Origin of the sequence: Flagellimonas spongiicola (assembly GCF_023502425.1) — a bacterium.
Taxonomy (GTDB): Bacteria; Bacteroidota; Bacteroidia; order Flavobacteriales; family Flavobacteriaceae; genus Flagellimonas; species Flagellimonas spongiicola.
In genome coordinates this window covers 177953-200159 of the sequence record NZ_JAMFMA010000003.1, presented here as the reverse complement: position 1 = coordinate 200159, position 22207 = coordinate 177953, and the positions used below count along the sequence as shown (strand labels likewise).

Genomic DNA, 22207 nt, shown 5'->3' with positions numbered 1-22207 from the left:
TCTTTTCAGAGCGGTTTTTTTATTCCTAAAAGTTATCAAATCCCTTATTTCGATTTGATCATAATATCCCCATTGAATGTTTTGAACAACATTTCCGGACCACCTCCATTAATCTTTCCACGAACCCATTGTTCCAATTGTACTTTATAAGTACCTGATTCGCTATTTTTATTTACTTCCGGGACGTTTTCCATTACAACCATATCAAAATCGGTTAAGATATCCCCCATATCCGTCTTTGCTTTTACGTTTGCCTTCAACGAACTGGGAAAAGTAATATCCAAATCGCCGTTTAAGCTGCTAAAGCCCATTGGGGCGTCTGATGTGATCGACTCAAAAGTTACCTTAATATCTCCATTTACAGTATCCGTGGTAGCAGAACCACTAATGTTATCAAGTGTAATTGCGCCATTCACATTACTGATTTCCATTTCACCGTTTACATTACTCACCTCAATGTTCCCATGATTAATTGTAGAGAGATGCAGTGCGAAATTCCGAGGTACCTTCACTATTAAATTAGTGGTTTTATTTACTTGATCATTATCAATGGTGACCACATTGTTCTTTTCCTCTGCGCTTATGGACAATGAAGAATTTCCTATTTTCCTCATTCCATTTTTGGTTTTTTCCTTATGCCTTGATTTTCCGTCATCAAAGGATGCCTGAACAGTAACCTCAGATCCTGAATATCCTTGGACTGTGATGGAACCCGATACTTGTTCAACAATTAGTTTTCCAGGTGCTCCAGGGTCGCTAAGTGGAACAGTAAATAAATCCGTTTCCTGAGCCGTGCTGCTGATTATCGCCATACAGTACAATGCGATCGTTAAGCTAATTTTTCTATTATTTCTCATAACATTATATTTTTTTGATGAAGACATCCCCATTCAAGGTTTCAAAATCAAAATCAACTTGTCCTGAACCGATCTGAACTACTGGTTTTGCCTCATATTTAAATTTAGGGCCGTTCTTTTTCCCATCAGATTTGTTTGTTTTCATATACTGCTTGTTGATATCAAAATCTGTATATATCTCACCATTCATGCTTTTAAAAGCAATGTTAGCCGAAAGTGAATTCTTGTAATGCACGTTGATATCGCCATTTAACGCAAAGTACTCGGAGTCATTCTTAGGGTTATCCGCGTAGGTAATATTCACTTCACCATTGATGCAATGCACTCTAGTTTGGCCTGTAATTCCATCCAAAGTAATACCGCCATTGATATTCTCGGCATTGATGTGCGCCCCTTTGGTATTACGTACCGTTACCTCCCCATCATTTACCGTACATAAATCCAACTTTACAGCATTGGGAACTTTTATATTGAAGTCCATACGATGTTGATAATCAGGCTCCCCCTGATCCCCACACCAATTGAATTTTAGTTTATCGCCATCAAATTCCATATAAGGAGCCATTGGGTGCAATACAACGCGATTCGCGCTTTCTATAACCTCTAGTGTTAATTCCGATTTACCCAGCTCTAAATACTTGTCCGATTTGGCAAATATCTTCTTTTCGACCTCAAGGATAATTTGATCCCCTGAATAGCCTTCAACTGTTACATCACCAAAAACATTCTTAACTATAAGCATATTTGCTTCTTGATTGGACAGGGCAATCTGTTTTTTGATGACTTCGGTAACTTCTTTCTTTTGGGCTTCAGCCCCGGATACTCCCGCAATAAATAGCAGAAGCACCCATAAACCTAATTGTTTCATTGAATTATAATTTGACTGTTCGTAAATTGATGTTGTCCATTTAGGACCTGATGTTCTATTTAAATTATGGACTCTATACTGGTCCTGATTTTCTTTTGCACTGTGGTGTCAAGCTGTTTTTCTTTCAACAATTGCCTGAATGGTTCTATAGACGATTTCTCTTGCAAGGCCACCATTAAATTTGCCAATGTAATTTGCAAGATTGGAGACTCTTGATTCGGAATTGCCTGGACCAATCCTTGCCGAACCTTGGGTTGATCTACATAGTGAGTAAGGGATTCAATGGCTGCCAATCGAACATTCACATTCGCATCATGATTTAGTGTCTGCAGTAAGGCTTTAATGACAATTTCATCTGCAGAACCAATTTTATTGGCCTCACTAACGCCCTGAAGCCGCTGGTTCGCAGAAGGTTGCTCCAACAAGGTCAATACTAGTTTTTGCCTTATTTCCTGCGCCTCATTGCTGCTCTCGGTTAGTACCACTGAATCAGGTGTATCTTCAGTGTTAATCCAATACCCTATTGCAACGCCCAAAGCGAGCAATACCACTCCCAATGCCCATTGCGGTTTCAAAATTGTGCGTAAACCATCAAACAATCGATTAGGACGCTGCTTTAGTTTGGTTTTCTCCAAGGCTAAATCCAACATGCCATAAAAGGCTTCATCCATTGATTCGCTAGGTTCTGGTGCATTCATATTTTGCATGCTGTTCCAGCTTTTCAATAACGCCTTATACTTTTGATTGTAAGTCTCATCTGATTTGAGAATGGTTTCAAATGCCGCTCGTTCGTCAACCGTCATTACATCGGCCAAATAATCCATGACCTTTACTTCAAATTGTTCTTCATTCATGATCAAACAGTTTCCAATTGTATATATATCTTCCTTAAATCATTTAGTGCGCGATGCACCCTCACCTTTGCTGCCCCTTCCGAGCATCCCAAAATTTCAGCCAACTCCCGAAATTTTAATTCACGTAGCTTACTTAAAACCAACACTTCCCTTTTTTCAGTTGGCAACAATGAAAGGGCCCTATTTAATTGCTGCGTATTTTCTTTTTTATCCAGATGATCGTCCCCTTCTTCCCTTTCCAACCTAACCGTATCAGGGTCTACCATTTCAAGACTTCTGTTTTTGGAAGATCTACCATGATGATCGTAATTGACATTTCGTGCCATTCGGAACATCCAGGCTGCAAACAAACCCTCCCCTGTATACGATTTCCTATATTTTAGAATTCGCATAAAAACATTTTGAACCATATCCTCACTCTCAGACGGAGCATTGCCCAAATTGTAAAAGAATCCAAAAAGACGCTTTTTGTGACGCTCGTATAGCAGACCTAGTTTATCTAGATCACCGTTTTTCACTTTGAGCATCAAGGCGTTGTCATCAAGATCTTGCAAGACTAATGGTTTTGTGTTGTTGAAGGATATACTGTTGTTTTTTGGAATGGTTACAGAATGTATGGTTTTTTTCTGCAAATTGCTTTCTCCTCAACCAATTTTAGACTGATTTCCCATAAATAATTTTGATTATTTTTGTCCGGACTTCAAGACATCCTCATGCAATACAAAAGAGTTTTATTAAAGCTTAGCGGCGAAGCCCTCATGGGCGAACAACAGTACGGAATAGACGCCAAACGTTTATCGGATTATGCAGAAGACATCAAGGCCATAGTTGAAAAAGGCATTGAAGTGGCCATTGTTATTGGCGGAGGAAATATCTTCAGGGGTTTATCAGGCACCAGTCAAGGAATGGATCGTGTTCAAGGTGATCATATGGGAATGCTTGCAACCGTAATCAACGGATTGGCACTACAGAGCGCTTTAGAACTTCAAGGTGTTGAAACGCGGTTACAATCGGCAATAAAAATTAACGAAGTAGCAGAACCTTTTATTCGAAGAAGAGCAATGCGTCATTTGGAGAAAGGTAGAGTGGTGATTTTTGGTGGTGGTACAGGAAACCCTTATTTCACAACCGATTCAGCAGCAGTCCTTCGTGCTATCGAAATCAAGGCAGATGTAATTTTAAAAGGAACTCGAGTAGACGGAATCTACACTTCTGATCCGGAGAAGGACAAAACCGCAACCAAGTTCGACTCCATAACTTTTAGCGATGTACTTTCCAAAGGTTTAAAAGTAATGGATACTACTGCTTTTACGCTAAGCCAAGAAAACGAACTTCCAATTGTGGTTTTCGATATGAACACCCGAGGAAATTTAATGCGAATTGTATCTGGTGAAAACATAGGAACGGTAGTCAATGTTTAATTTGGAACAAGGTTTGATGACCGTAGTAAAAATTTAATATCATGAACGAAGAAGTAACTTTTATTCTGGACACTACCAAAGAAAGTATGGACGGTAGCATTTTACACTTGGAAAAGGCCTTGGTTAAAATCCGAGCTGGTAAAGCAAGCCCTGTTATGTTATCTACGGTAATGGTGGACTATTATGGTTCCCCTACCCCATTGTCCCAGGTTTCCAACATCAACACACCAGATGCCAGAACCATTTCCGTTCAACCTTGGGAAAAGTCATTACTTCAAGAAATAGAAACCGCGATAATGAACGCTAATTTGGGTTTTAACCCAATGAACAATGGCGAAACCATCATTATCAATGTTCCACCATTAACGGAGGAACGCAGAATCCAACTGGTGAAACAAGCTAAGTCCGAGGCAGAAGATGCCAAAGTAGGTATCAGAAATGCAAGACAGGATGCCAACAAGGAACTGAAAAAACTTGAAATTTCCGAAGATTTACTAAGTAATGCCGAAGTGGACGTCCAGGATTTAACGGATACTTTCATTAAAAAAGTAGACGCAATCCTTACCGTAAAGGAGGCTGAAATCATGAAGGTCTAATCCTTGGAAGCAAACCTTGCTTTCACTAGGAACACAACCAATCATTTTCTACCTTTGCGCCCAATAAAAATGGTATGGTAGCAAAGCTTACAAGCGGATTTTGGCCCACAGTGGCACGCCTAATTCTAAGGAACAGAATCCTAATACTTCTAGCGGTTACCGCCTTCACTGTTTTCTTGGCCATGCAATGGAAAAACATGCAGTTTTCCAATACTGAGGCCAACATCTTACCTGATGACCATCCAGCCACCGTTCAATACAATGCATTCAAAAGTATTTTCGGGGAAGAAGGAAATGCAATTGTTCTGGCTGTTCGTGACTCTTCATTGTTTACCCCAAGTAAATTCAACCGCTGGAATAAACTGAGCAAACAGCTTGAAGCTTTTCCGGAAATAGATTATGTGGTTTCTACTGACAACCTCAAAGTCTTGAAAAAAGACAATGAACAACAGGTGTTCGTTATGGAACCCCTGATTGAAGAAACTCCAAAAACAGAAGATGAAATTCTAGCCCTGAAAAATCACTTGTTCCAAGAATTACCATTCTATGACAATTTGATTTACAATGCCGAGAGTGGAACAATCCAAACGATCGCCTATTTGGATAAGGACATAATGAACACTCGGGTAAGGAACGAGTTTATTTTAAACGACCTTGGAGATTTGGTCAAAGGTTTTGAAGATGAAACCAATCTGGATGTCCGGGTATCTGGCATGCCATACATAAGGACATGGAATACCAAATCCATAGTAGATGAAATCGGAATTTTTATTGGAGCAGCCTTATTGGTTACCTCTATAATTTTCTTCTTCTTTTTTAGAAGCTTCAGAGCCACATTCATATCCATGTTTGTAGTGATTATTGGAGTTATGTGGGCCTTCGGGATTTTGGGCCTTTTCCGCTATGAAATCACGATTTTGACTGCATTGATACCTCCGTTGATCATTGTAATTGGTATCCCCAACTGTATTTTCTTGATTAACAAATATCAGCAAGAAGTCAAAAAACATGGTAACCAGGCCTTATCCTTACAACGCGTTATCTCAAAAATTGGAAATGCAACATTGATGACCAATATCACAACGGCATCGGGTTTTGCGACCTTTATCATTTTAGATAGTGATTTGCTAAAGGAATTTGGTATTGTAGCATCCATTAACATCATTGGAATATTTATCCTATCCCTACTTATCATTCCCATAGTGTATAGTTTTATGCCCCTGCCTAAAACCAAGCACCTAAAACATCTGAATAAAAGATGGATTGATTTCTTTGTGAATAAAATGGAGCACATTGTTCGCAATCATAGAATTGGCGTTTATATTACCTCCGTGATAGTTCTAGTGCTGAGCATTATTGGGATTTACCAAATAAAAATAACAGGTAGTAGAATTGAAGATCTACCCAAAAACACGCATTATTTTAAGGATATTCGCTTCTTTGAAGAAGAATTTGACGGTATAATGCCAATGGAAATCGTTGTGGATACCAAACGTAAGAACGGCGTGACTAAACCGTCCACATTACGACGAATGGATCAATTGGGAACTGTTATTGAAGAAATTCCAGAACTAAGTAAACCCGTTTCGGTGGTGAACTTGGTGAAATATTCCAAACAAGCATTCTATAGTGGAATCCCCAAGTACTATCAATTACCAACTTCCCAGGAAAACACCTTTATCATGGATGTGGCCCGAAAATCCTCATCTGATGGTGACTTACTGGAAAGTTTTGTAGACAGCACGGGGCAAACCGCCCGATTGACCACCTTTATGCGTGATGTCAAAATCGACCGGATGGAAGAGATAGAACAAGACGTTCAGGAGTCCATTGTTAAATTCTTCCCTGCAGAACGATTTAACGTCTATATGACCGGGAAAGCGCTGTTATTCTTAAAAGGAACGAAATATTTGGTGAAGAACCTATTGCTATCGTTGGCACTTGCCATTGGTTTGATTTCTCTGTTCATGGCCTATTTGTTCCGATCCTTTAGAATGATAATCATATCCCTGGTACCCAATCTATTACCTTTGGTAATAACAGCTGGCGTCATGGGATATTTAGGGGTTCCCATTAAACCCTCAACAATCCTTGTTTTTAGTATCGCTTTTGGCATATCCGTTGATGATACCATTCACTTTCTTGCCAAGTACCGTCAAGAATTGACAGCAAACCGTTGGCATATCAAAAAATCTGTATATGGCGCTTTACGGGAAACTGGAGTGAGTATGTTTTATACCTCTATAGTTTTATTCTTCGGATTTTCCGTATTCATCATTTCCAGTTTTGGGGGCACAAAAGCATTAGGAGGATTGGTGTCCGCCACTTTGTTATTTGCCATGCTTGCCAACTTGGTCCTATTACCATCGCTGTTATTATCCTTAGAGCGCAGTATTGCCAATAAACAGGTATTGAAGAAACCACAGATAGACATACTTCCACAAGAAGAGGTCAATATCAAGGACAAATAGGTGAAAACATCCTTTTATTAGTTGTTCAATAGCTTTCTTTTTTGACCAAAAAGCTATCTTTACCGTTTAATTTATTACAATCAAAATGAAATCGTATTCCGTAAAAGAATTGCTGAAAAAGCAACCTATTGGAGAGCATGTCGAAGTAAATGGATGGGTTAAAACCTTCAGAAGTAATCGCTTTGTAGCGTTAAATGATGGTTCAATAATCCATAATCTGCAATGCGTTATCGATTTTGAAAATTTTGATGAAGATCTATTAAAACAAATTTCAACTGGAGCTGCATTAAAAGTTACAGGTACACTAGTAGAGAGTCAAGGAAGAGGTCAAAGTGTTGAAATCCAAGCAACAGCTGTTTTTGTTCATGGAACGGCCGACCCGGAAACCTATCCGATTCAACCCAAAAAACACTCCCTTGAGTTTTTAAGGGAAAAGGCTCACCTTAGGGTGCGCACCAATACGTTCTCAGCGGTGATGCGAGTTCGCTCGGCCTTGTCTTTTGCAGTACATCAGTACTTTCAACAGAAAGGATTCTATTACATGCATGCACCCATAATTACTGGGTCAGATGCTGAAGGAGCAGGAGAAATGTTTAGGGTAAGCACTTTGGACCCGAAATCACCACCATTGGATGATTCAGGAGCCATTGATTATTCCCAAGATTTCTTTGGTAAGGAAACCAATCTTACAGTATCCGGGCAATTAGAGGCAGAAACCTATGCCATGGGATTAGGCAACGTTTATACCTTTGGCCCAACATTTAGGGCGGAAAACTCCAATACTTCAAGGCACTTGGCAGAATTTTGGATGATTGAACCAGAAATGGCTTTTTATGATTTAGATGCCAACATGGACCTTGCAGAAGAGTTCATTAAATCTATCTTGAGCTATGTGCTTGAGAACTGCAAGGATGATCTTGAATTTTTGGAGAAAAGGTTGTTGGACGAAGAAAAATCCAAACCTCAAAATGAGCGTTCGGATATGGCCTTAATTGAAAAGTTGAAATTTATTGTTGACAACAACTTTAAGCGTGTTACATACACGGAAGCTATAGAAATACTAAGAAACTGTAAACCCAACAAAAAGAAAAGATTTCAATTTCCTATTGATGAATGGGGAGCGGATTTGCAAAGTGAACATGAGCGGTTTTTAGTGGAAAAGCACTTTAAATGCCCAGTGATTCTTTTTGATTACCCCGCCAACATCAAAGCATTCTATATGCGTTTGAATGAGGATGGAAAAACGGTTAGGGCCATGGATGTTTTATTCCCAGGAATTGGCGAAATAGTTGGTGGCTCCCAAAGAGAAGAACGTTTGGAAGTATTACAGCAAAAAATCAAGGACTTGAATATCGACGAAAAGGAACTTTGGTGGTATTTGGACTTACGAAGATTTGGAACTGCCGTGCACAGTGGATTTGGCTTAGGTTTTGAGCGAATGGTTCAATTTGCGACAGGTATGGGAAATATCCGTGATGTGATTCCTTACCCAAGAACTCCGCAAAATGCCGAATTTTAATTGGTTTACTTAATTTTATACTCATAGAATACGGTAGAACCCTATGCTAAAACAACACCTCCAATTCAAGCTTTCCCAGAAACTGTCCCCGCAGCAGATTCAGCTTATGAAGTTGATTCAGTTGCCCACACAGGCTTTTGAGCAACGCTTAAAACAAGAATTGGAGGAAAACCCTGCTTTGGAAAGTGGCAAGGAGAAAGCAGAAGGGGCTGATGATGTATACGATGAGGCATACGATGACACTGCGGATAGCGAAACTATTGCGGCGGATGAAATCAATATTGACGATTACCTGAGTGACGACGAAGTCCCAGACTATAGGACGCAAACCAGTAATTATAGTGCCGACGATGATGAAAAGAGTATTCCCTATGCCAGCGGAATCTCATTTAATCAATACTTGATCAATCAATTGAATACGGTTTACCTTGACGATGAGGAATGGGCAATAGCTGAATTCCTAGTGGGCAGTGTAGATGAAAGTGGTTATATCCGTCGTCCATTATCCGATATCATGGACGATTTAGCATTTACGCAAAACATCTATGTAGAGGAAACCAATATTGAAGCGGTGCTCAAAACAGTTCAGGCTTTGGACCCACCTGGCGTTGGCGCAAGATCTTTGGGGGAATGTCTTATCATTCAATTAAAACGTAAGGATAAATCACCAGCCATAGAATTGGCGATTGCGGTTTTGGAAAAATCCTTTGATCAATTCACCAAAAAACATTATTCCAAACTCCTCCAGAAACATCATATTGGGGAGGAAGAGTTGAAAGATGCTATTTCGGAGATTGAGAAATTAAATCCGAAACCTGGAGGTTCTTATGCCGGCGGAACCCGTATTATTGAACATATTGTACCTGATTTTTCAATTAAGATAGTTGAAGGGGAATTGGAACTAACCCTTAACGGTCGAAATGCTCCCGAGCTTCACGTCAGCAGGGATTACAGTAATATGTTGGAAGGGTATAAAAACTCCAAGGACAAATCCAAAACCCAAAAAGACACTGTACTATTCATCAAGCAAAAATTGGATGCTGCCAAATGGTTTATTGACGCCATAAAACAGCGACAACAGACACTGTTTGTTACCATGAATGCCATTATGCATTATCAAAAGGAATATTTCCTTACTGGGGATGAACGTCGATTGCGCCCCATGATCTTAAAAGATATTGCCGACCAAATTGGCATGGATGTGTCCACAGTTTCAAGGGTAGCCAATAGCAAGTATGTGGATACGCCTTATGGCACCAAATTGATCAAGGAATATTTCTCGGAAGCTATGAAGAATGAGCAAGGGGAGGATGTTTCGACCAAGGAAATCAAAAAAATATTGGAAACAGTCATAGGTGAAGAAGAAAAAAAGAAGCCTTTGACAGATGATAAGCTGGCGAAAATTCTCAAAGAGCGTGGTTATCCCATTGCCCGAAGGACAGTAGCCAAGTACAGGGAACAATTGGGCATTCCAGTTGCACGGCTAAGAAAGCAAATCTAATGCGCCATCTGCTCAACATTGTGTCTTACATTTTCCATCCTTTGTTTGTCCCAATAGGCGGTACACTGTTATTTTTTAAGCTCACCCCCTATAGTTCTTTAGAGGTGCAAAGTGGAAATGTATTACCCATTTTTATCCTCACCGTAATCATCCCAATAATCTTTTTCCTGATACTTAAAAATCTAGGGGTTATCCATTCTATATTTTTACCCACTATCCAAGAACGAAAATATCCGCTCTATATAAGCTGCGTATTGTTTTTGATGATACTGTACAAGGTGATTCCAAATAACTATGTGAATGAGCTATTTTTCTTTTTTACGGGATTATTAATGGCCACTGGAGCAGCATTAATTCTGCTTTTTCTAAAATTCAAAACAAGTATGCATCTGATCGGGATGGGTAGTGTCTTAATGTTCATGATTGGCCTTAGCATTCATTTTGAAAAGAACATTACCCTAGGAATAAGCCTATTTACCTTATTGACAGGCCTTGTTGCCACTTCAAGATTATACTTGAAAGCGCATAGCAGTGCGGAATTAGCAATAGGATTTTTTGTTGGAGTAGGTTCCCAACTTCTTATTCTGAAATATTGGCTATAAAATATAGAAGATAACACCTATGCGTAGAACCCGCATATCAATTGCTTCACCGTTATCCAATTGTATCCCATCATTCAATAGAGGATTTAATGCATAATACGCCCTTATATTCCAAGTATTGTAGCCAAAACTTAAAGTAAGTCCATATTGCCAATCTTGTAGGTCAGAATTGGAAAATCCATTGGACCCTTCTTCCAAGACCAATCTAGACCTACCGGAAAAAACATAGCCAAATTTGGCACCGGCGTAAACTCTCCAGAACTTGTATTCTGATGCTGTTGATGTCCTCCATCGCAATTCAAAAGGAAACTCCAAGGTATGTGTTTCAAATTTACTTCTTACAATAGCATCCGTACTTACCACTTGATATGTGATATTGCCATTATTTTCCTCAGCTTGAATATTGGAATAAAATGAGTTTACCCCATATCCAAGACCAATCCCAATACCAAAATTCCGATTTCTGTTGAATGGAATATCCTTTATGAATCCTCCTTGAAGGTTATAGGACAGGCTTCGCTGAACCACATTAGTAGGCCTATCCAACATGAAATTGAATCCCAACCCAACATAAAATTGATCCTCAAGGTAGCGCTCATCCAATGACTCAATTTCTTGAGCCATGACTTGGGACGTTTGAAACAATCCGATTAATAGAACCCCCAGGGAAAACCAATATCTCATACAGTTGTTAAATAAAAACAATCCAAATTACACATTTGGATTGTTTTTTCAATTAATCATGTTTTTTAATATACTTCATTGACTGCATCACCTTCATAAGTGGTGTAGTTCACCTTTAATACATTTATGCTTCTCAGCTCCTCTTTAATGTCTGATACTATACCCAGTTTCACTTTTTTATCTACTTTTAGGGAAACTGTGATCAGGTTTCGTAATTCCTCAGGTTTTTGAGCGAGTTGGGAAAGCACATAAGGAGCCACATCTGATACCTTCGCCAATCTATCATCCAATTGTATTTTGGGTTCAGCACCAAAAACCGTTGCCAACTCTTGAGCTGGCTTGCCAACATAAATATCAACTACCCTGTCTTTCTTATCCAGTTTGTTGATTTGATCGGCCATTGGCAGTTCATTGTCCACCAATAGCGGGCTATCCTTGATTGTTGTGACCGTCATGAAAAAAAACAGTAATATAAAGACAATATCAGGCAAGGATGCTGTAGATATTGCAGGTAGTTTTTTATACTTTTTTCTTTTGTAGTCCATAGTTTCTATTTTAAGGATTGTCTAGTTTCTGCTTCAGATAATCGCATCGGAAATAGGTTACGGATAGTGGTTATTTTATCCTTTATCTGTTTTTTGTCTATCACCGAAGTTTGGGAGTCATTGTAGATTCCTTCCAATTCAGAATACTCAAGACCATACAACCTAAGTGATTCACGGTTTCTAAGCTTCATATAAGCAGCTGTGAGCTCATTCTGGACCTTGACATACATCCCATAACTTGCTTCCCTATCACTGTTCAAGGAGATAATTGCCTTATCTGGGTTTTCAGATGAGTATGGATCTCTTTCTCCTCCACAATAGTTACAACTCTTGGTATCGCTCCCATTGTCTAAAAAAGCTACAGCGGAACTTCGCAACTCATTAATGGACAAAAGTTCACTTTCTACCATAAGCTCATCGTTCTTGTTCAAGACTACTCTTAGGACGTTTCTTTCATTCAAAGGAACGGGCGGTGAAGGTTCCTTGGGCGGTAATTTTCGATCCAATCCCATATCGGTTTGGATGGTTGCGGTAACTAGGAAAAAAATCAATAACAGGAAGGCAATATCCGCCATTGACCCAGCATTGACTTCTGGGATTTCATTGTTTCTAGCCATAATGATAATGTTTAGTTGGACTTTCTGATTTTGAGTCATCGCAGACCCAACAGTCAAATCGCAATAATTATTCCATACTGGCTGAATATTAGCTTCCCAGAATTGAAACCAATAAAAAAACGCTCCAAACTAAAATGCTTGGAGCGTTTTCCACTAAATCTAAGTTATTGGCTACTGAAGATTATTGAAAGCATTTCCTTCGTAGGTCGTATAGTTAACCTTCAAAGCATTTACTTTTCTCAATTCTTGTTTAATATCGGCAATAAGACCCATATTGGCATTCTTATCAACCTTTAACGCAGTAGTCAATACGTTTTGTAATTCTTGTGGTTTTTTAGCGCGCTCGGCTAAGATATAGGATCCAACTTCATCAACATTAGCAAACTTATCGTTTAGCTGAATTTTTGGCTCTGTACCAAAAACCTTTTGATATTCTTGGGTGGGCTTTCCTACATAGATATAGATAACCCTATCCTTCTTTTCCAACTTCTTTATTTCAGAAGCATTTGGCAACGTATTTTCAACCAATAAAGAACTATCTTTCATGGTAGTTACTGTCATAAAGAAAAACAGTAACATAAAGACGATGTCGGGCAACGAAGCGGTAGATACCGCTGGCAAATCCCCATCTTTCTTTTTTGCAAACTTGGCCATAATCTATTCTTTAGTTACTAGTTGTTTCAGCTTCTGAAAGTTTCTGTGGGAACATATCTTGGATACGCTTCACTTTATCTTTCAATTCATCTCTCACGGCAGATGCAGTTTCCGGATTCAAATATTCTGATTCCATTTCCGTAAAATCCGTTCCGAATATTCGTTGGGAGGCACGGTTTCTCAAATCATTATAAGCTCCAACCAACTCATTCTGTACTGTGATATAGGTACTGTACTTGGTCTCTCTATCGTTCTTTAAGGAAATAATCGCTTTTGAAGGATTATCTGATGAAGCTGGATCTTTGCTACCTTGACAGTAATCACAAGAACCATCCGCTCCATTTTCCAAAAAGGCAATTGCCGCATCTCTAAGATTGTTTAGAGGCATCAATTCATCCTCAACTAAAAGCTGACCATTTTTATTGATGTTTACGGTGAAGATATTCTTCTGTCTAATCACCACATCCTCTTCTGGCGGCTCCATAGGAGGCAACATACGATCCAAACCAGCATCTGTTTCAATGGTAGTAGTAACCAAGAAAAAGATAAGTAGAAGGAAAGCTATGTCTGCCATGGAACCGGCGTTAACTTCCGGTGCTCCGTTTCTTCTAGCCATAACTTTAGTTTTTACTTAACAAACATTTTTTTCAATCCTGGCAAAACCATAAGCAATACAGCAACAGTTGTAAGGATAAAGAACACATTTAAACCCATACCAATGTTTTTCACTGTGCTTTCAGTAGCACCTTTATCGGCCATAGCGTCTGCTACAGCTTTTGCTTCTGCACCAGATGACAAACCGTAAGAAATTGCAACTACTATGGCCAAACCACCAATGGCAAACAATGCCTTTTTGAGGCTTCCTGGAGTTGAAAGCAATTTTTTAAGTCCAAAAAATACTGTTGAAACCACAGCAATGGCCAACAAAAGGTACATGATCAAGAACATGAAATTCATGGAGCCACTATTAATGGCATCTGGATCATCACCTGACGGCATACCGAACCATAGAACTGTAGCAACCAGCCCAATGACAATAAGTACTATTTTAATTATTTTATTCATGACTTTCGATAGTTTATTATTTCGTAATTATTTTTTGTGGGCAGCCAACATATCTATTAAAGATATAGAGGAGTCTTCCATGTCATTTACGATACTATCGATTTTAGCAATGATATAGTTGTAGAAAATTTGAAGGATAATTGCAGTGATCAAACCAAATACCGTTGTCAAAAGTGCTACCTGGATATCACCAGCGATCAAAGATGCACTCAAGTTACCAACAGCTGCAATTTTCTGGAATGCAGCAATCATACCGATTACCGTACCCATGAACCCAAGCATAGGAGCAATAGCGATAAACAAAGATAACCAAGAAACGTTTTTCTCTAATTGTCCCATTTGAACACCACCGTAGGCAACTACAGCTTTTTCGGCGGATTCCAATCCTTCTCCAGCCCTATCCAATCCTTGGTAGAAAATAGAAGCAACAGGTCCTTTAGTGTTTCTGCATACTTCTTTAGCAGCTTCAACACCACCGGAAGCCAAAGCGTCTTCCACTTGTTGTTTCAATTTAGCAGAATTGGTACTGGCCAAATTCAAATAAATTATTCTCTCAATAGCAACTGCCAATCCCAAAATCAAACATAAAAGTACGATTCCCATGAAGGCAGGTCCACCTTGGATAAACTGTTCTTTCAATACTTGGGTAAAACCTTTGCTGGCTTCGGCAGCAGCTTCATCTTGAAACATGGCCGCTGATGCAGTTGAAGTTCCCATCACAAACATTCCGGCAGCAGCCAGAGTAAAGGATAATTTTTTCATTTTTCTAAAACTTAAATTTAGTTAGTTAATAATGTTAAAGATATAAAAATTTTAATACCATATAATTTAAATACCTAGCAGAGAGGAAGGGATTCGAACCCTCGATACACTTTTGGTGTATACACACTTTCCAGGCGTGCGCCTTCGACCACTCGGCCACCTCTCTGTTTAATCATAGTTAGGCCGCCCAATAAACGAAAAAATAATTATTAAATGAAATTTGAGGCGTTAATTTTAGACCATCTCACCGCGCAATGAAGTCTCGAAAATCGTCTTGAATAGTTTACCTGAAACTTTAGTCCCTAACAGGTACATTACTTTGGCCATGGCAGCTTCAGACGTAATGTCCTTGCCATTAATCAATTGCAGTTCCTTGAGTCGTTCGCTGGTTTCATAATGACCCATGGCAACTGCTCCACCCGAACACTGTGTTACATTAATTATATGTAACCCATTTTTAATAGCATTTTCCAAACTATCCAAAAACCATTCGTCCATTGGGGCATTACCTGCGCCATAGGTTTCCAGAACCAATGCCTTTAAATTTGTAATATTCAACACAGAAGTAAGAACCTCCTTGTTAATTCCGGGAAACAATTTCAACAAGGCCACATTGTTATCCATCTTCTTATGTACCTGAAGTGGCTTGAGTTTAGCCTGTCGTTTCAACAAGTAAGTTTCATGGACCTTTAAATGAACTCCAGATTCCACTAAAGGCGGATAATTTAACGAAGCAAATGCCTCAAAATGTTCTGCATTTATTTTGGTCGTTCTGTTGGCTCGATACAATTTATATTCAAAATACAATCCTACCTCCTGCACCACCGGCCCTCCTTTTTTCTTGAGTGCAGCAATTTGAATGGATGTTATCAAATTTTCCTTTGCATCGGTGCGAAGGTCTCCAATAGGTAATTGCGATCCTGTAAAAATTACCGGTTTCCCTAGATTTTCAAGCATAAAACTAAGCGCAGAGGCGGAGTAACTCATCGTATCGCTTCCATGCAAAACAACAAAACCATCAAATGCTTCATAGTTGTCCTCTATAATTTGTGCAATATCTCTCCAATACACTGGGTTCATATTGGACGAGTCGATAGGTGTATCAAAGGACATACCTTGAATATCACAATCCAATTGATTTAATTCCGGAATATTGTTTACCAGTTCCTCAAAATTGAATGCTTTGAGTGCACCGGTATCATAATCCTTGACCATCCCAATGGTACCACCTGTATATATGAGCAGAATTTTAGATTTCATCCTAAACTATTAAATACCAAAAACCTGTTTTGAATTTTCGGTGGTAATGTCGGCAATTTTCTCTTGACCAAGTGTATAGATTTCCGATAGTTTATCCAATACCTTAATAATATAAGCACTTTCGTTTCGCTTTCCACGGTAGGGTACTGGAGCCAAATACGGCGAATCTGTTTCTAGAACAATGTGTTCCAAATCTATCTTATTCAAAAACTGGTCTATTTTCCCGTTCTTGAATGTTGCCACACCACCAATACCTAATTTCATATTGTACGAAATGGCTGTATGGGCTTGTTCCAGGGTACCCGTAAAGCAATGGAAAATACCGCGAAGGTCATCGCCTTTTTCCTGTTCCAAAATCTCGAAAATTTCGTCAAAAGATTCTCTGGAATGGATTACGATGGGCAATCCATATTTTTTAGCCAATCTGATTTGATGTACAAAGGCTTCTTGTTGTTGTTTTAAAAAACTCTTATCCCAATAAAGGTCAATCCCAATTTCACCAACCGCATAAAACTTGCGTTCTGACAGCAATGCTTCTACATGCGCTAATTCTTCCAAATAATTCTCCTTGACATACGTGGGATGTAAACCCATCATCAAAAACATTTGGTCTGGAAACTTTTCCTCCAAATCCAACATGGATTGCGTATAGGTTGAATCTATTGCTGGAATAAAAAAACGCTGCACACCTAAGTCCATAGCCGATTTTATAATCTCTGCCCGATCGCCATCAAAGGCCTCACTATATAAATGTGTATGTGTATCTGTTATGATCATTATTCCTTTCTGCCTAATTCTGAACAGTGTCTATTTTTTGAAATCGATAAATGGCCTCCTTAAATTTTAAACCACCTTCCAAACTTTGATCATACAAAAACCCATCGATGTCCGGATGATTGTTTGCAGTCCAAGTGACCAACTTCTCTCTGTTGGTGTTCCACAATTCGTCATTAAAAATTATGTACTCTATAATGTCAACACTTTTAATACCTTTTTCATCGAAATAAACCTGTTCTTTGGTCACAATTGGTTCTTCATTTAAGAAGAGGATTCTTTCACATTTTTTGGCCACCTTCATTTCAACATACCCGTCCATCCATTGAATCTCCTCTATGGTGTAGGTTGGCTTAAATACAGAATCCCATTGAAACAAGGAATAGTATTGCTGCTTGGAAAAAGTACTCTTGTACACCAATTCATTCATGCGAACGCTATCTTTGAACAGGGATATCACGGTAGAATAATCAGATTGGTTTAAGGCCTGAATATACTTTTTAACCAATTTCAGTTCAGCTGGTTCTTGCTTTTTACTGCCACAAGAAAATGCCAAAAGTACCACTACCAGTATTAAAATTATCTTTTGCATCTGTACAATTTACTTCCGCAAAAATAGGTTTATCTTTAAAAAAAATCGTGGATGAAAACCCTCAAAAAGTTTCTGAAATACAAAAAATATGTTCGTATTCCACTACTATTGACAGAAACCAATCATTTTGAAATATCTGCCATGATCAATGGAATATCAGGTCGGTTTATATTGGACACTGGCGCGTCCAGCACCTGTGTCGGCATGGATAAGATTGAACATTTCAATATGATTTCTGAGGTAACCGACATTAAAGCTGCTGGGGCAGGTGCAACAGAAATGGAAACCTTAATCTCCACCAAAAACAAAATCCAAATTGGAGATTGGACGAAAAAGAAACAGAAAATAGTTTTGTTTGATTTAATCCATGTCAACCAAGCACTTACCTCCCATAACTCTTTACCCGTTGACGGAATCATAGGTGCCGATGTCTTGAAAAAAGCGAAGGCTGTTATTGATTATGACAAAAAAAGCCTTTACTTAAAAAAGTAAAGGCCTAATTATGTTCAGAATGGATGTTTAAAGCTCCAGTGCCTTTTTCACATTGCCATCCATCAATAGTTCTTCTGGATTTTCTAAAGCTTCTTTCACTGCCACTAGAAATCCAACAGATTCTTTTCCATCAATAATTCGATGATCATAAGAAAGGGCAACATACATTATTGGTGCAATCACCACTTGACCGTCTTTAGCGATAGGTCTTTCCACAATATTATGCATTCCTAAGATTCCACTTTGGGGTGGATTGATTATAGGAGTGGACAACATTGAACCGAACACCCCACCATTGGAGATTGTAAAAGTTCCTCCTGTCATTTCATCAACCGTTATTTGTCCGTCTCGTGCGCGCAAGGCCAGTCGTTTTACCTCAGCTTCAACTCCACGGAACGTAAGGTTTTCCGCATTTCTGATTACAGGCACCATTAATCCCTTTGGACCTGATACCGCAATACTTATATCACAGAAGTCGTACGTAATCATTTCTTTGCCATCAATCATCGAATTCACTGCAGGATACATTTGTAACGCCCTGATGACAGCCTTGGTGAAGAATGACATAAAGCCCAGACTTACGCCATGCTTCTCTTTGAATGCTTCCTTGTACTCTTTGCGCAAGGCAAATATTGGCGACATGTCCACCTCATTAAAGGTAGTCAACATGGCAGTTTCATTTTTAGCAGAAACCAATCGTTCAGCTACTTTTCTGCGTAACATGGAAAGTTTGGAACGTGATTCTCCCCTATTACCTCCGGTTGGTGTTCCCATTGAAGGTACTGCCTTTACTGCATCATCTTTGGTAACTCTACCATCACGTCCAGTTCCTGCGACAGATGACGGTTCGATTCTTTTTTCATCCAATATTTTCTTTGCCGCGGGGGAAGGAGTACCTGACGCATAGGTTTCTTTTTTTGCTTCCACAGGTTTTGGAGCCTCCACTTTTGCCGGTTCCTCTTTAGCTTCCACCTTTGGTTCTTCTACGGCTCCACCTTCTGGCTTGGCAGCACTGGTATCTATCAAACAAACGACTTCACCCACAGCAACTGCGTCACCTTCTTCCGCTTTTAGGGTGATGATACCACTTTCCTCGGCTGGTAATTCCAATGTGGCCTTATCTGAATCAACCTCGGCAATTGCCTGGTCTTTTTCTACATAATCACCATCTTGAACCAACCATTCCGCGATTTCAACTTCGGTAATGGACTCCCCTGGCGAGGGAACTTTCATTTCTAAAACCATGTTATTCTAGTTTTATGCTTTTAAATTATCTTCTTACCATATTATCTTGTGTCTTATCAAAGACGTAAGCAATAACCTGAGCGTGCCTTCTCTGTGACCTTACCGCACTACCTGCCGCAGGCGCACCATAGAATCTTCTGGACGCAACCCTGAATGTTTTTGCTTCTTCAAAATGCATCAACAGATGCCCCCAAGCACCCATATTTCTTGGCTCTTCTTGAGCCCAAACAACGTCATCCGCATTCTTGTATTTTTTCATGATGTTTCGCATTTCTTTTGCAGGAAGCGGGAACAATTGCTCCAATCGCACTAAGGCGACATCATCTCTCTTCAATTCCTCTTTTTTAGCCAAAAGGTCATAATAGAATTTACCCGTACAGAATACCAAGGTCTTCACTTTGGGAGCCGTTGCAGCGGAATCATCAATTAAAGGCTGGAAACTTCCTTTTGCCATCTCTTCCTTAGTAGACAACACTTTTGGGTGTCTCAACAAGCTCTTTGGGGTAAATACGACCAATGGCTTTCTAAATTCCGCTTTCATTTGCCTACGCAGCAGATGGAACATGTTCGCTGGCGTAGTTACATCAGCCACATACATATTGTCTTTGGCACAAAGCTGAAGGTATCTTTCCATTCTGGCAGAAGAATGTTCAGCTCCTTGACCTTCATAACCGTGAGGCAACAACAGCACCAATCCGTTTTGCAATTTCCACTTGTCTTCCGCAGAAGAAAGGTATTGGTCGATTACAATTTGAGCGCCATTACTGAAATCACCAAACTGCGCTTCCCAAATGGTAAGGGTCTTAGGACTGGCCATTGCATAGCCATAATCAAATCCCATAACCGCATACTCAGATAGGAGGGAATTGTATATATGGAATTTACCGTTCTGGTTTTCTCCTAATTCATTCAGCAAAGTCACTTCCTCCTCATGCATTTCGGTCTTTATGACCGCATGTCTATGGGAGAAGGTCCCTCGCTCTACATCCTGCCCGGTCATACGAACATCGTAACCTTCCTCAATCAAAGAACCGTAGGCCAAAAGTTCTCCCATGGCCCAATCCAATTGATTGTCCTCAAAATACATTTTATTACGCGCAGCAACCAAACGTTCCAGTTTGCGGAGGAATTTTTTTCCTTCTGGCAGAGCTGTGATACTTTTCGCGATGTTATCTAATTTCTTGATAGGATATTTTGTATCTACCTCACCTAGCATTGCTACTTCAGTAACCTGCCCAAAACCTTCCCATTCATCTTGCATGAATGGTGTGATTACAGTTTTTTCAACCTTTCTTGAATCCAACAAATCCTCTTCAAGGTTTTTCTTGTATTCTGCTTCTAGGTTCTTTACATAGTCCTGATCGATGATTCCTTCTTGAATCAATCGTTCAGCGTAGATATCCCTTGGGTTTTTGTGTTTGGATATGGATTTATATAGTAGGGGTTGGGTAAATTTAGGTTCATCACCTTCATTATGCCCGTATTTCCTATACCCCAATAAGTCCAAGAATACATCACGTTTAAAACGCATTCTATATTCAAGGGCAAAAGTGGCCGCATGAACAACTGCTTCCGCATCATCTGCGTTAACATGCAGTACAGGCGACAAGGTTACTTTACCTACGTCTGTGCAATATGTAGAGGAACGTGCATCCAAATAATTTGTCGTAAATCCTATTTGGTTGTTTACCACAATATGGATGGTTCCGCCTGTATGATAGCCATCCAAACGGGCCATCTGAATAATTTCATAGGCTATCCCTTGTCCCGCAAAAGCCGCATCACCATGAACAAGTATTGGCAACACCTCCGACACATTATCTTGATGATATCGGTCTTGTTTAGCTCGAGTGATTCCTTCAACAATGGAATTTACCGTCTCTAAATGGGAAGGGTTTGGTGCAATATTCATATTGACCACTTTTCCAGAGTCGGTTTCCCTACGGGAAGTCCAGCCCAAATGATATTTTACATCCCCATCAAAAATAGCCTCTTCATAATCCTTTCCATCAAATTCACTAAAAATGTCTTTTGGTGATTTCCCAAAAATATTGGTCAAAACGCTTAGCCTTCCTCTATGGGCCATCCCCATCACGAACTGTTTCACACCCGCATCCGCAGCTTTTTCAATGATGACATCCAGTGCAGGAATCAAGGATTCACCTCCCTCTAGGGAAAATCGCTTTTGCCCTACATATTTGGTATGCAGAAAACTTTCAAATGAAACTGCTTCATTTAGCTTCCTTAGTATAGTCTTTTTCTCTTCCGGAGAAAAACTGGGATGGTTATCATTAACGTTCAACCAGTCTTGAATCCATTGTATGCGTTCCGGTGTACGGATATACATATACTCAACCCCAATAGCATCACAATAAATACTTTCTAAGTGAGCTACAATATTTTTAAGGGTACTTGGCCCTATACCTATAATCTTTCCGGCATCAAACACAGTATCCAAATCTTCATTGGATAACCCAAAATTGGAAATCTCCAATGTTGGAATGTATTTTCTACGCTCCCGAACTGGATTGGTCTGCGCAAACAAATGCCCACGTGACCGATATCCGTTAATCAGTTTAACAACCTGAAATTCTTTCTGAAGTGATTGGGGAACAGTTACTGCTTGTCCGTTAGGCATGGTAACCACCCCATTTTCAGAGGTTAGTTCCAATTCGTCCAAGGAACTTTCCATTCCAAAATCGAAACCTTGGAAAAAAGCCCTCCAACTTGGTTCAAGACTGTCTGGACTTGTAAGGTATTTATCATATTGCTCCGCAAAAAACGATGTATGCGCAGCATTTAAAAAGGAATATTTATCCATTGATAGT

At 39.5% G+C, this 22207-nt stretch carries 23 protein-coding genes and 1 tRNA gene; 7 read left to right on the top strand and 17 right to left on the bottom strand.

What is annotated here, in order from left to right:
- Positions 1 to 44: 44 nt before the first annotated feature.
- Genes M3P19_RS12450 through M3P19_RS12435 form a run of 4 tightly spaced genes read right to left on the bottom strand, consistent with a single transcriptional unit; the run spans position 45 to position 3133 of the window.
- Complete coding sequence (locus M3P19_RS12450; protein WP_249658010.1) at positions 45 to 857, bottom strand: DUF4097 family beta strand repeat-containing protein; 813 nt, start codon at positions 855 to 857, stop codon at positions 45 to 47.
- Between the two features lie 4 nt (positions 858 to 861).
- Complete coding sequence (locus M3P19_RS12445; RefSeq protein WP_249658009.1) at positions 862 to 1725, bottom strand: DUF4097 family beta strand repeat-containing protein; 864 nt, start codon at positions 1723 to 1725, stop codon at positions 862 to 864.
- A gap of 59 nt (positions 1726 to 1784) precedes the next feature.
- Positions 1785 to 2579, bottom strand: a complete 795-nt coding sequence (locus M3P19_RS12440) for a HEAT repeat domain-containing protein (protein WP_249658008.1) — start codon at positions 2577 to 2579, stop codon at positions 1785 to 1787.
- A gap of 2 nt (positions 2580 to 2581) precedes the next feature.
- Positions 2582 to 3133, bottom strand: a complete 552-nt coding sequence (locus tag M3P19_RS12435; protein WP_249658007.1) for an RNA polymerase sigma factor — start codon at positions 3131 to 3133, stop codon at positions 2582 to 2584.
- 159 nt (positions 3134 to 3292) lie between these two features.
- Between M3P19_RS12435 and pyrH the strand changes: the two genes are divergently transcribed.
- The 6 genes from pyrH (at position 3293) to M3P19_RS12405 (ending at position 10689) form a co-directional block, all read left to right on the top strand.
- A complete protein-coding gene (gene pyrH / locus M3P19_RS12430) occupies positions 3293 to 4000 on the top strand; it encodes a UMP kinase (RefSeq protein ID WP_249658006.1) in 708 nt (235 codons plus the stop codon).
- A gap of 41 nt (positions 4001 to 4041) precedes the next feature.
- The gene (gene frr / locus M3P19_RS12425; RefSeq protein ID WP_249658005.1) at positions 4042 to 4596 is read left to right on the top strand and encodes a ribosome recycling factor; all 555 of its coding nucleotides are present in this window, start codon (positions 4042 to 4044) and stop codon (positions 4594 to 4596) included.
- 74 nt (positions 4597 to 4670) lie between these two features.
- Positions 4671 to 7067 carry an efflux RND transporter permease subunit gene (locus M3P19_RS12420; RefSeq protein WP_249658004.1) on the top strand — a complete coding sequence of 799 codons (2397 nt, stop codon included), beginning with the start codon at positions 4671 to 4673 and terminating at the stop codon, positions 7065 to 7067.
- A gap of 85 nt (positions 7068 to 7152) precedes the next feature.
- Positions 7153 to 8586 carry an asparagine--tRNA ligase gene (gene asnS, locus M3P19_RS12415; RefSeq protein ID WP_249658003.1) on the top strand — a complete coding sequence of 478 codons (1434 nt, stop codon included), beginning with the start codon at positions 7153 to 7155 and terminating at the stop codon, positions 8584 to 8586.
- Between the two features lie 43 nt (positions 8587 to 8629).
- Positions 8630 to 10087 (top strand): RNA polymerase factor sigma-54, encoded by a 1458-nt coding sequence (gene rpoN / locus M3P19_RS12410; protein ID WP_249658002.1) that lies wholly within the window; start codon positions 8630 to 8632, stop codon positions 10085 to 10087.
- Positions 10087 to 10689 (top strand): hypothetical protein, encoded by a 603-nt coding sequence (locus tag M3P19_RS12405; RefSeq protein WP_249658001.1) that lies wholly within the window; start codon positions 10087 to 10089, stop codon positions 10687 to 10689. Before rpoN ends, M3P19_RS12405 begins: the two co-directional genes overlap by 1 nt.
- Here the strand turns inward: M3P19_RS12405 and M3P19_RS12400 are convergent.
- From M3P19_RS12400 to M3P19_RS12350, 11 genes are all read right to left on the bottom strand, one after another.
- Entirely contained in the window at positions 10684 to 11313 is a 630-nt protein-coding gene (locus M3P19_RS12400; protein ID WP_249658000.1) for a porin family protein, read from the bottom strand. The genes M3P19_RS12405 and M3P19_RS12400 overlap by 6 nt on opposite strands.
- A gap of 125 nt (positions 11314 to 11438) precedes the next feature.
- Complete coding sequence (locus tag M3P19_RS12395; protein WP_249657999.1) at positions 11439 to 11918, bottom strand: ExbD/TolR family protein; 480 nt, start codon at positions 11916 to 11918, stop codon at positions 11439 to 11441.
- Positions 11919 to 11923: 5 nt separating this feature from the next.
- Positions 11924 to 12535: an ExbD/TolR family protein gene (locus M3P19_RS12390; RefSeq protein WP_249657998.1), complete on the bottom strand. Its 612-nt coding sequence runs from the start codon at positions 12533 to 12535 to the stop codon at positions 11924 to 11926.
- Between the two features lie 171 nt (positions 12536 to 12706).
- Complete coding sequence (locus tag M3P19_RS12385) at positions 12707 to 13189, bottom strand: ExbD/TolR family protein (protein WP_249657997.1); 483 nt, start codon at positions 13187 to 13189, stop codon at positions 12707 to 12709.
- A gap of 10 nt (positions 13190 to 13199) precedes the next feature.
- The gene (locus M3P19_RS12380; RefSeq protein ID WP_249657996.1) at positions 13200 to 13805 is read right to left on the bottom strand and encodes an ExbD/TolR family protein; all 606 of its coding nucleotides are present in this window, start codon (positions 13803 to 13805) and stop codon (positions 13200 to 13202) included.
- An 11-nt stretch (positions 13806 to 13816) separates the two neighbouring features.
- On the bottom strand, positions 13817 to 14254 hold the full coding sequence (locus M3P19_RS12375; protein ID WP_249657995.1) for a hypothetical protein: 438 nt from the start codon (positions 14252 to 14254) through the stop codon (positions 13817 to 13819).
- 27 nt (positions 14255 to 14281) lie between these two features.
- A complete protein-coding gene (locus tag M3P19_RS12370; protein WP_249657994.1) occupies positions 14282 to 15016 on the bottom strand; it encodes a MotA/TolQ/ExbB proton channel family protein in 735 nt (244 codons plus the stop codon).
- A gap of 78 nt (positions 15017 to 15094) precedes the next feature.
- Positions 15095 to 15182: transfer RNA gene (locus tag M3P19_RS12365), tRNA-Ser, on the bottom strand.
- Between the two features lie 68 nt (positions 15183 to 15250).
- Positions 15251 to 16276 carry an asparaginase gene (locus M3P19_RS12360; protein WP_249657993.1) on the bottom strand — a complete coding sequence of 342 codons (1026 nt, stop codon included), beginning with the start codon at positions 16274 to 16276 and terminating at the stop codon, positions 15251 to 15253.
- Positions 16277 to 16285: 9 nt separating this feature from the next.
- Positions 16286 to 17053, bottom strand: a complete 768-nt coding sequence (locus tag M3P19_RS12355; protein WP_249657992.1) for a TatD family hydrolase — start codon at positions 17051 to 17053, stop codon at positions 16286 to 16288.
- 13 nt (positions 17054 to 17066) lie between these two features.
- The gene (locus tag M3P19_RS12350) at positions 17067 to 17642 is read right to left on the bottom strand and encodes a hypothetical protein (RefSeq protein WP_249657991.1); all 576 of its coding nucleotides are present in this window, start codon (positions 17640 to 17642) and stop codon (positions 17067 to 17069) included.
- A 51-nt stretch (positions 17643 to 17693) separates the two neighbouring features.
- Here M3P19_RS12350 and M3P19_RS12345 point away from each other — a divergent pair, with 51 nt between their 5' ends.
- The gene (locus M3P19_RS12345; RefSeq protein ID WP_249657990.1) at positions 17694 to 18134 is read left to right on the top strand and encodes a retropepsin-like aspartic protease family protein; all 441 of its coding nucleotides are present in this window, start codon (positions 17694 to 17696) and stop codon (positions 18132 to 18134) included.
- A gap of 27 nt (positions 18135 to 18161) precedes the next feature.
- On the opposite strand, the gene odhB is transcribed toward M3P19_RS12345, so the two are convergent.
- Together odhB and M3P19_RS12335 are read right to left on the bottom strand one after the other, a co-directional pair.
- Positions 18162 to 19379 (bottom strand): 2-oxoglutarate dehydrogenase complex dihydrolipoyllysine-residue succinyltransferase, encoded by a 1218-nt coding sequence (gene odhB / locus M3P19_RS12340; RefSeq protein WP_249657989.1) that lies wholly within the window; start codon positions 19377 to 19379, stop codon positions 18162 to 18164.
- Positions 19380 to 19404: 25 nt separating this feature from the next.
- Entirely contained in the window at positions 19405 to 22200 is a 2796-nt protein-coding gene (locus M3P19_RS12335; RefSeq protein ID WP_249657988.1) for a 2-oxoglutarate dehydrogenase E1 component, read from the bottom strand.
- Between the last annotated feature and the right edge of the window lie 7 nt (positions 22201 to 22207).

Coding starts and splice junctions, on each gene's coding strand:
- M3P19_RS12450 (WP_249658010.1), bottom strand. CDS start 857: ATGAGAAATAATAGAAAAATTAGCTTAACGATCGCATTGTACTGTATG.
- M3P19_RS12445 (WP_249658009.1), bottom strand. CDS start 1,725: ATGAAACAATTAGGTTTATGGGTGCTTCTGCTATTTATTGCGGGAGTA.
- M3P19_RS12440 (WP_249658008.1), bottom strand. CDS start 2,579: ATGAATGAAGAACAATTTGAAGTAAAGGTCATGGATTATTTGGCCGAT.
- pyrH (WP_249658006.1), top strand. CDS start 3,293: ATGCAATACAAAAGAGTTTTATTAAAGCTTAGCGGCGAAGCCCTCATG.
- frr (WP_249658005.1), top strand. CDS start 4,042: ATGAACGAAGAAGTAACTTTTATTCTGGACACTACCAAAGAAAGTATG.
- M3P19_RS12420 (WP_249658004.1), top strand. CDS start 4,671: ATGGTAGCAAAGCTTACAAGCGGATTTTGGCCCACAGTGGCACGCCTA.
- asnS (WP_249658003.1), top strand. CDS start 7,153: ATGAAATCGTATTCCGTAAAAGAATTGCTGAAAAAGCAACCTATTGGA.
- rpoN (WP_249658002.1), top strand. CDS start 8,630: ATGCTAAAACAACACCTCCAATTCAAGCTTTCCCAGAAACTGTCCCCG.
- M3P19_RS12405 (WP_249658001.1), top strand. CDS start 10,087: ATGCGCCATCTGCTCAACATTGTGTCTTACATTTTCCATCCTTTGTTT.
- M3P19_RS12400 (WP_249658000.1), bottom strand. CDS start 11,313: ATGGCTCAAGAAATTGAGTCATTGGATGAGCGCTACCTTGAGGATCAA.
- M3P19_RS12395 (WP_249657999.1), bottom strand. CDS start 11,918: ATGGACTACAAAAGAAAAAAGTATAAAAAACTACCTGCAATATCTACA.
- M3P19_RS12390 (WP_249657998.1), bottom strand. CDS start 12,535: ATGGCTAGAAACAATGAAATCCCAGAAGTCAATGCTGGGTCAATGGCG.
- M3P19_RS12385 (WP_249657997.1), bottom strand. CDS start 13,189: ATGGCCAAGTTTGCAAAAAAGAAAGATGGGGATTTGCCAGCGGTATCT.
- M3P19_RS12380 (WP_249657996.1), bottom strand. CDS start 13,805: ATGGCTAGAAGAAACGGAGCACCGGAAGTTAACGCCGGTTCCATGGCA.
- M3P19_RS12375 (WP_249657995.1), bottom strand. CDS start 14,254: ATGAATAAAATAATTAAAATAGTACTTATTGTCATTGGGCTGGTTGCT.
- M3P19_RS12370 (WP_249657994.1), bottom strand. CDS start 15,016: ATGAAAAAATTATCCTTTACTCTGGCTGCTGCCGGAATGTTTGTGATG.
- M3P19_RS12360 (WP_249657993.1), bottom strand. CDS start 16,276: ATGAAATCTAAAATTCTGCTCATATATACAGGTGGTACCATTGGGATG.
- M3P19_RS12355 (WP_249657992.1), bottom strand. CDS start 17,053: ATGATCATAACAGATACACATACACATTTATATAGTGAGGCCTTTGAT.
- M3P19_RS12350 (WP_249657991.1), bottom strand. CDS start 17,642: ATGCAAAAGATAATTTTAATACTGGTAGTGGTACTTTTGGCATTTTCT.
- M3P19_RS12345 (WP_249657990.1), top strand. CDS start 17,694: ATGAAAACCCTCAAAAAGTTTCTGAAATACAAAAAATATGTTCGTATT.
- odhB (WP_249657989.1), bottom strand. CDS start 19,379: ATGGTTTTAGAAATGAAAGTTCCCTCGCCAGGGGAGTCCATTACCGAA.
- M3P19_RS12335 (WP_249657988.1), bottom strand. CDS start 22,200: ATGGATAAATATTCCTTTTTAAATGCTGCGCATACATCGTTTTTTGCG.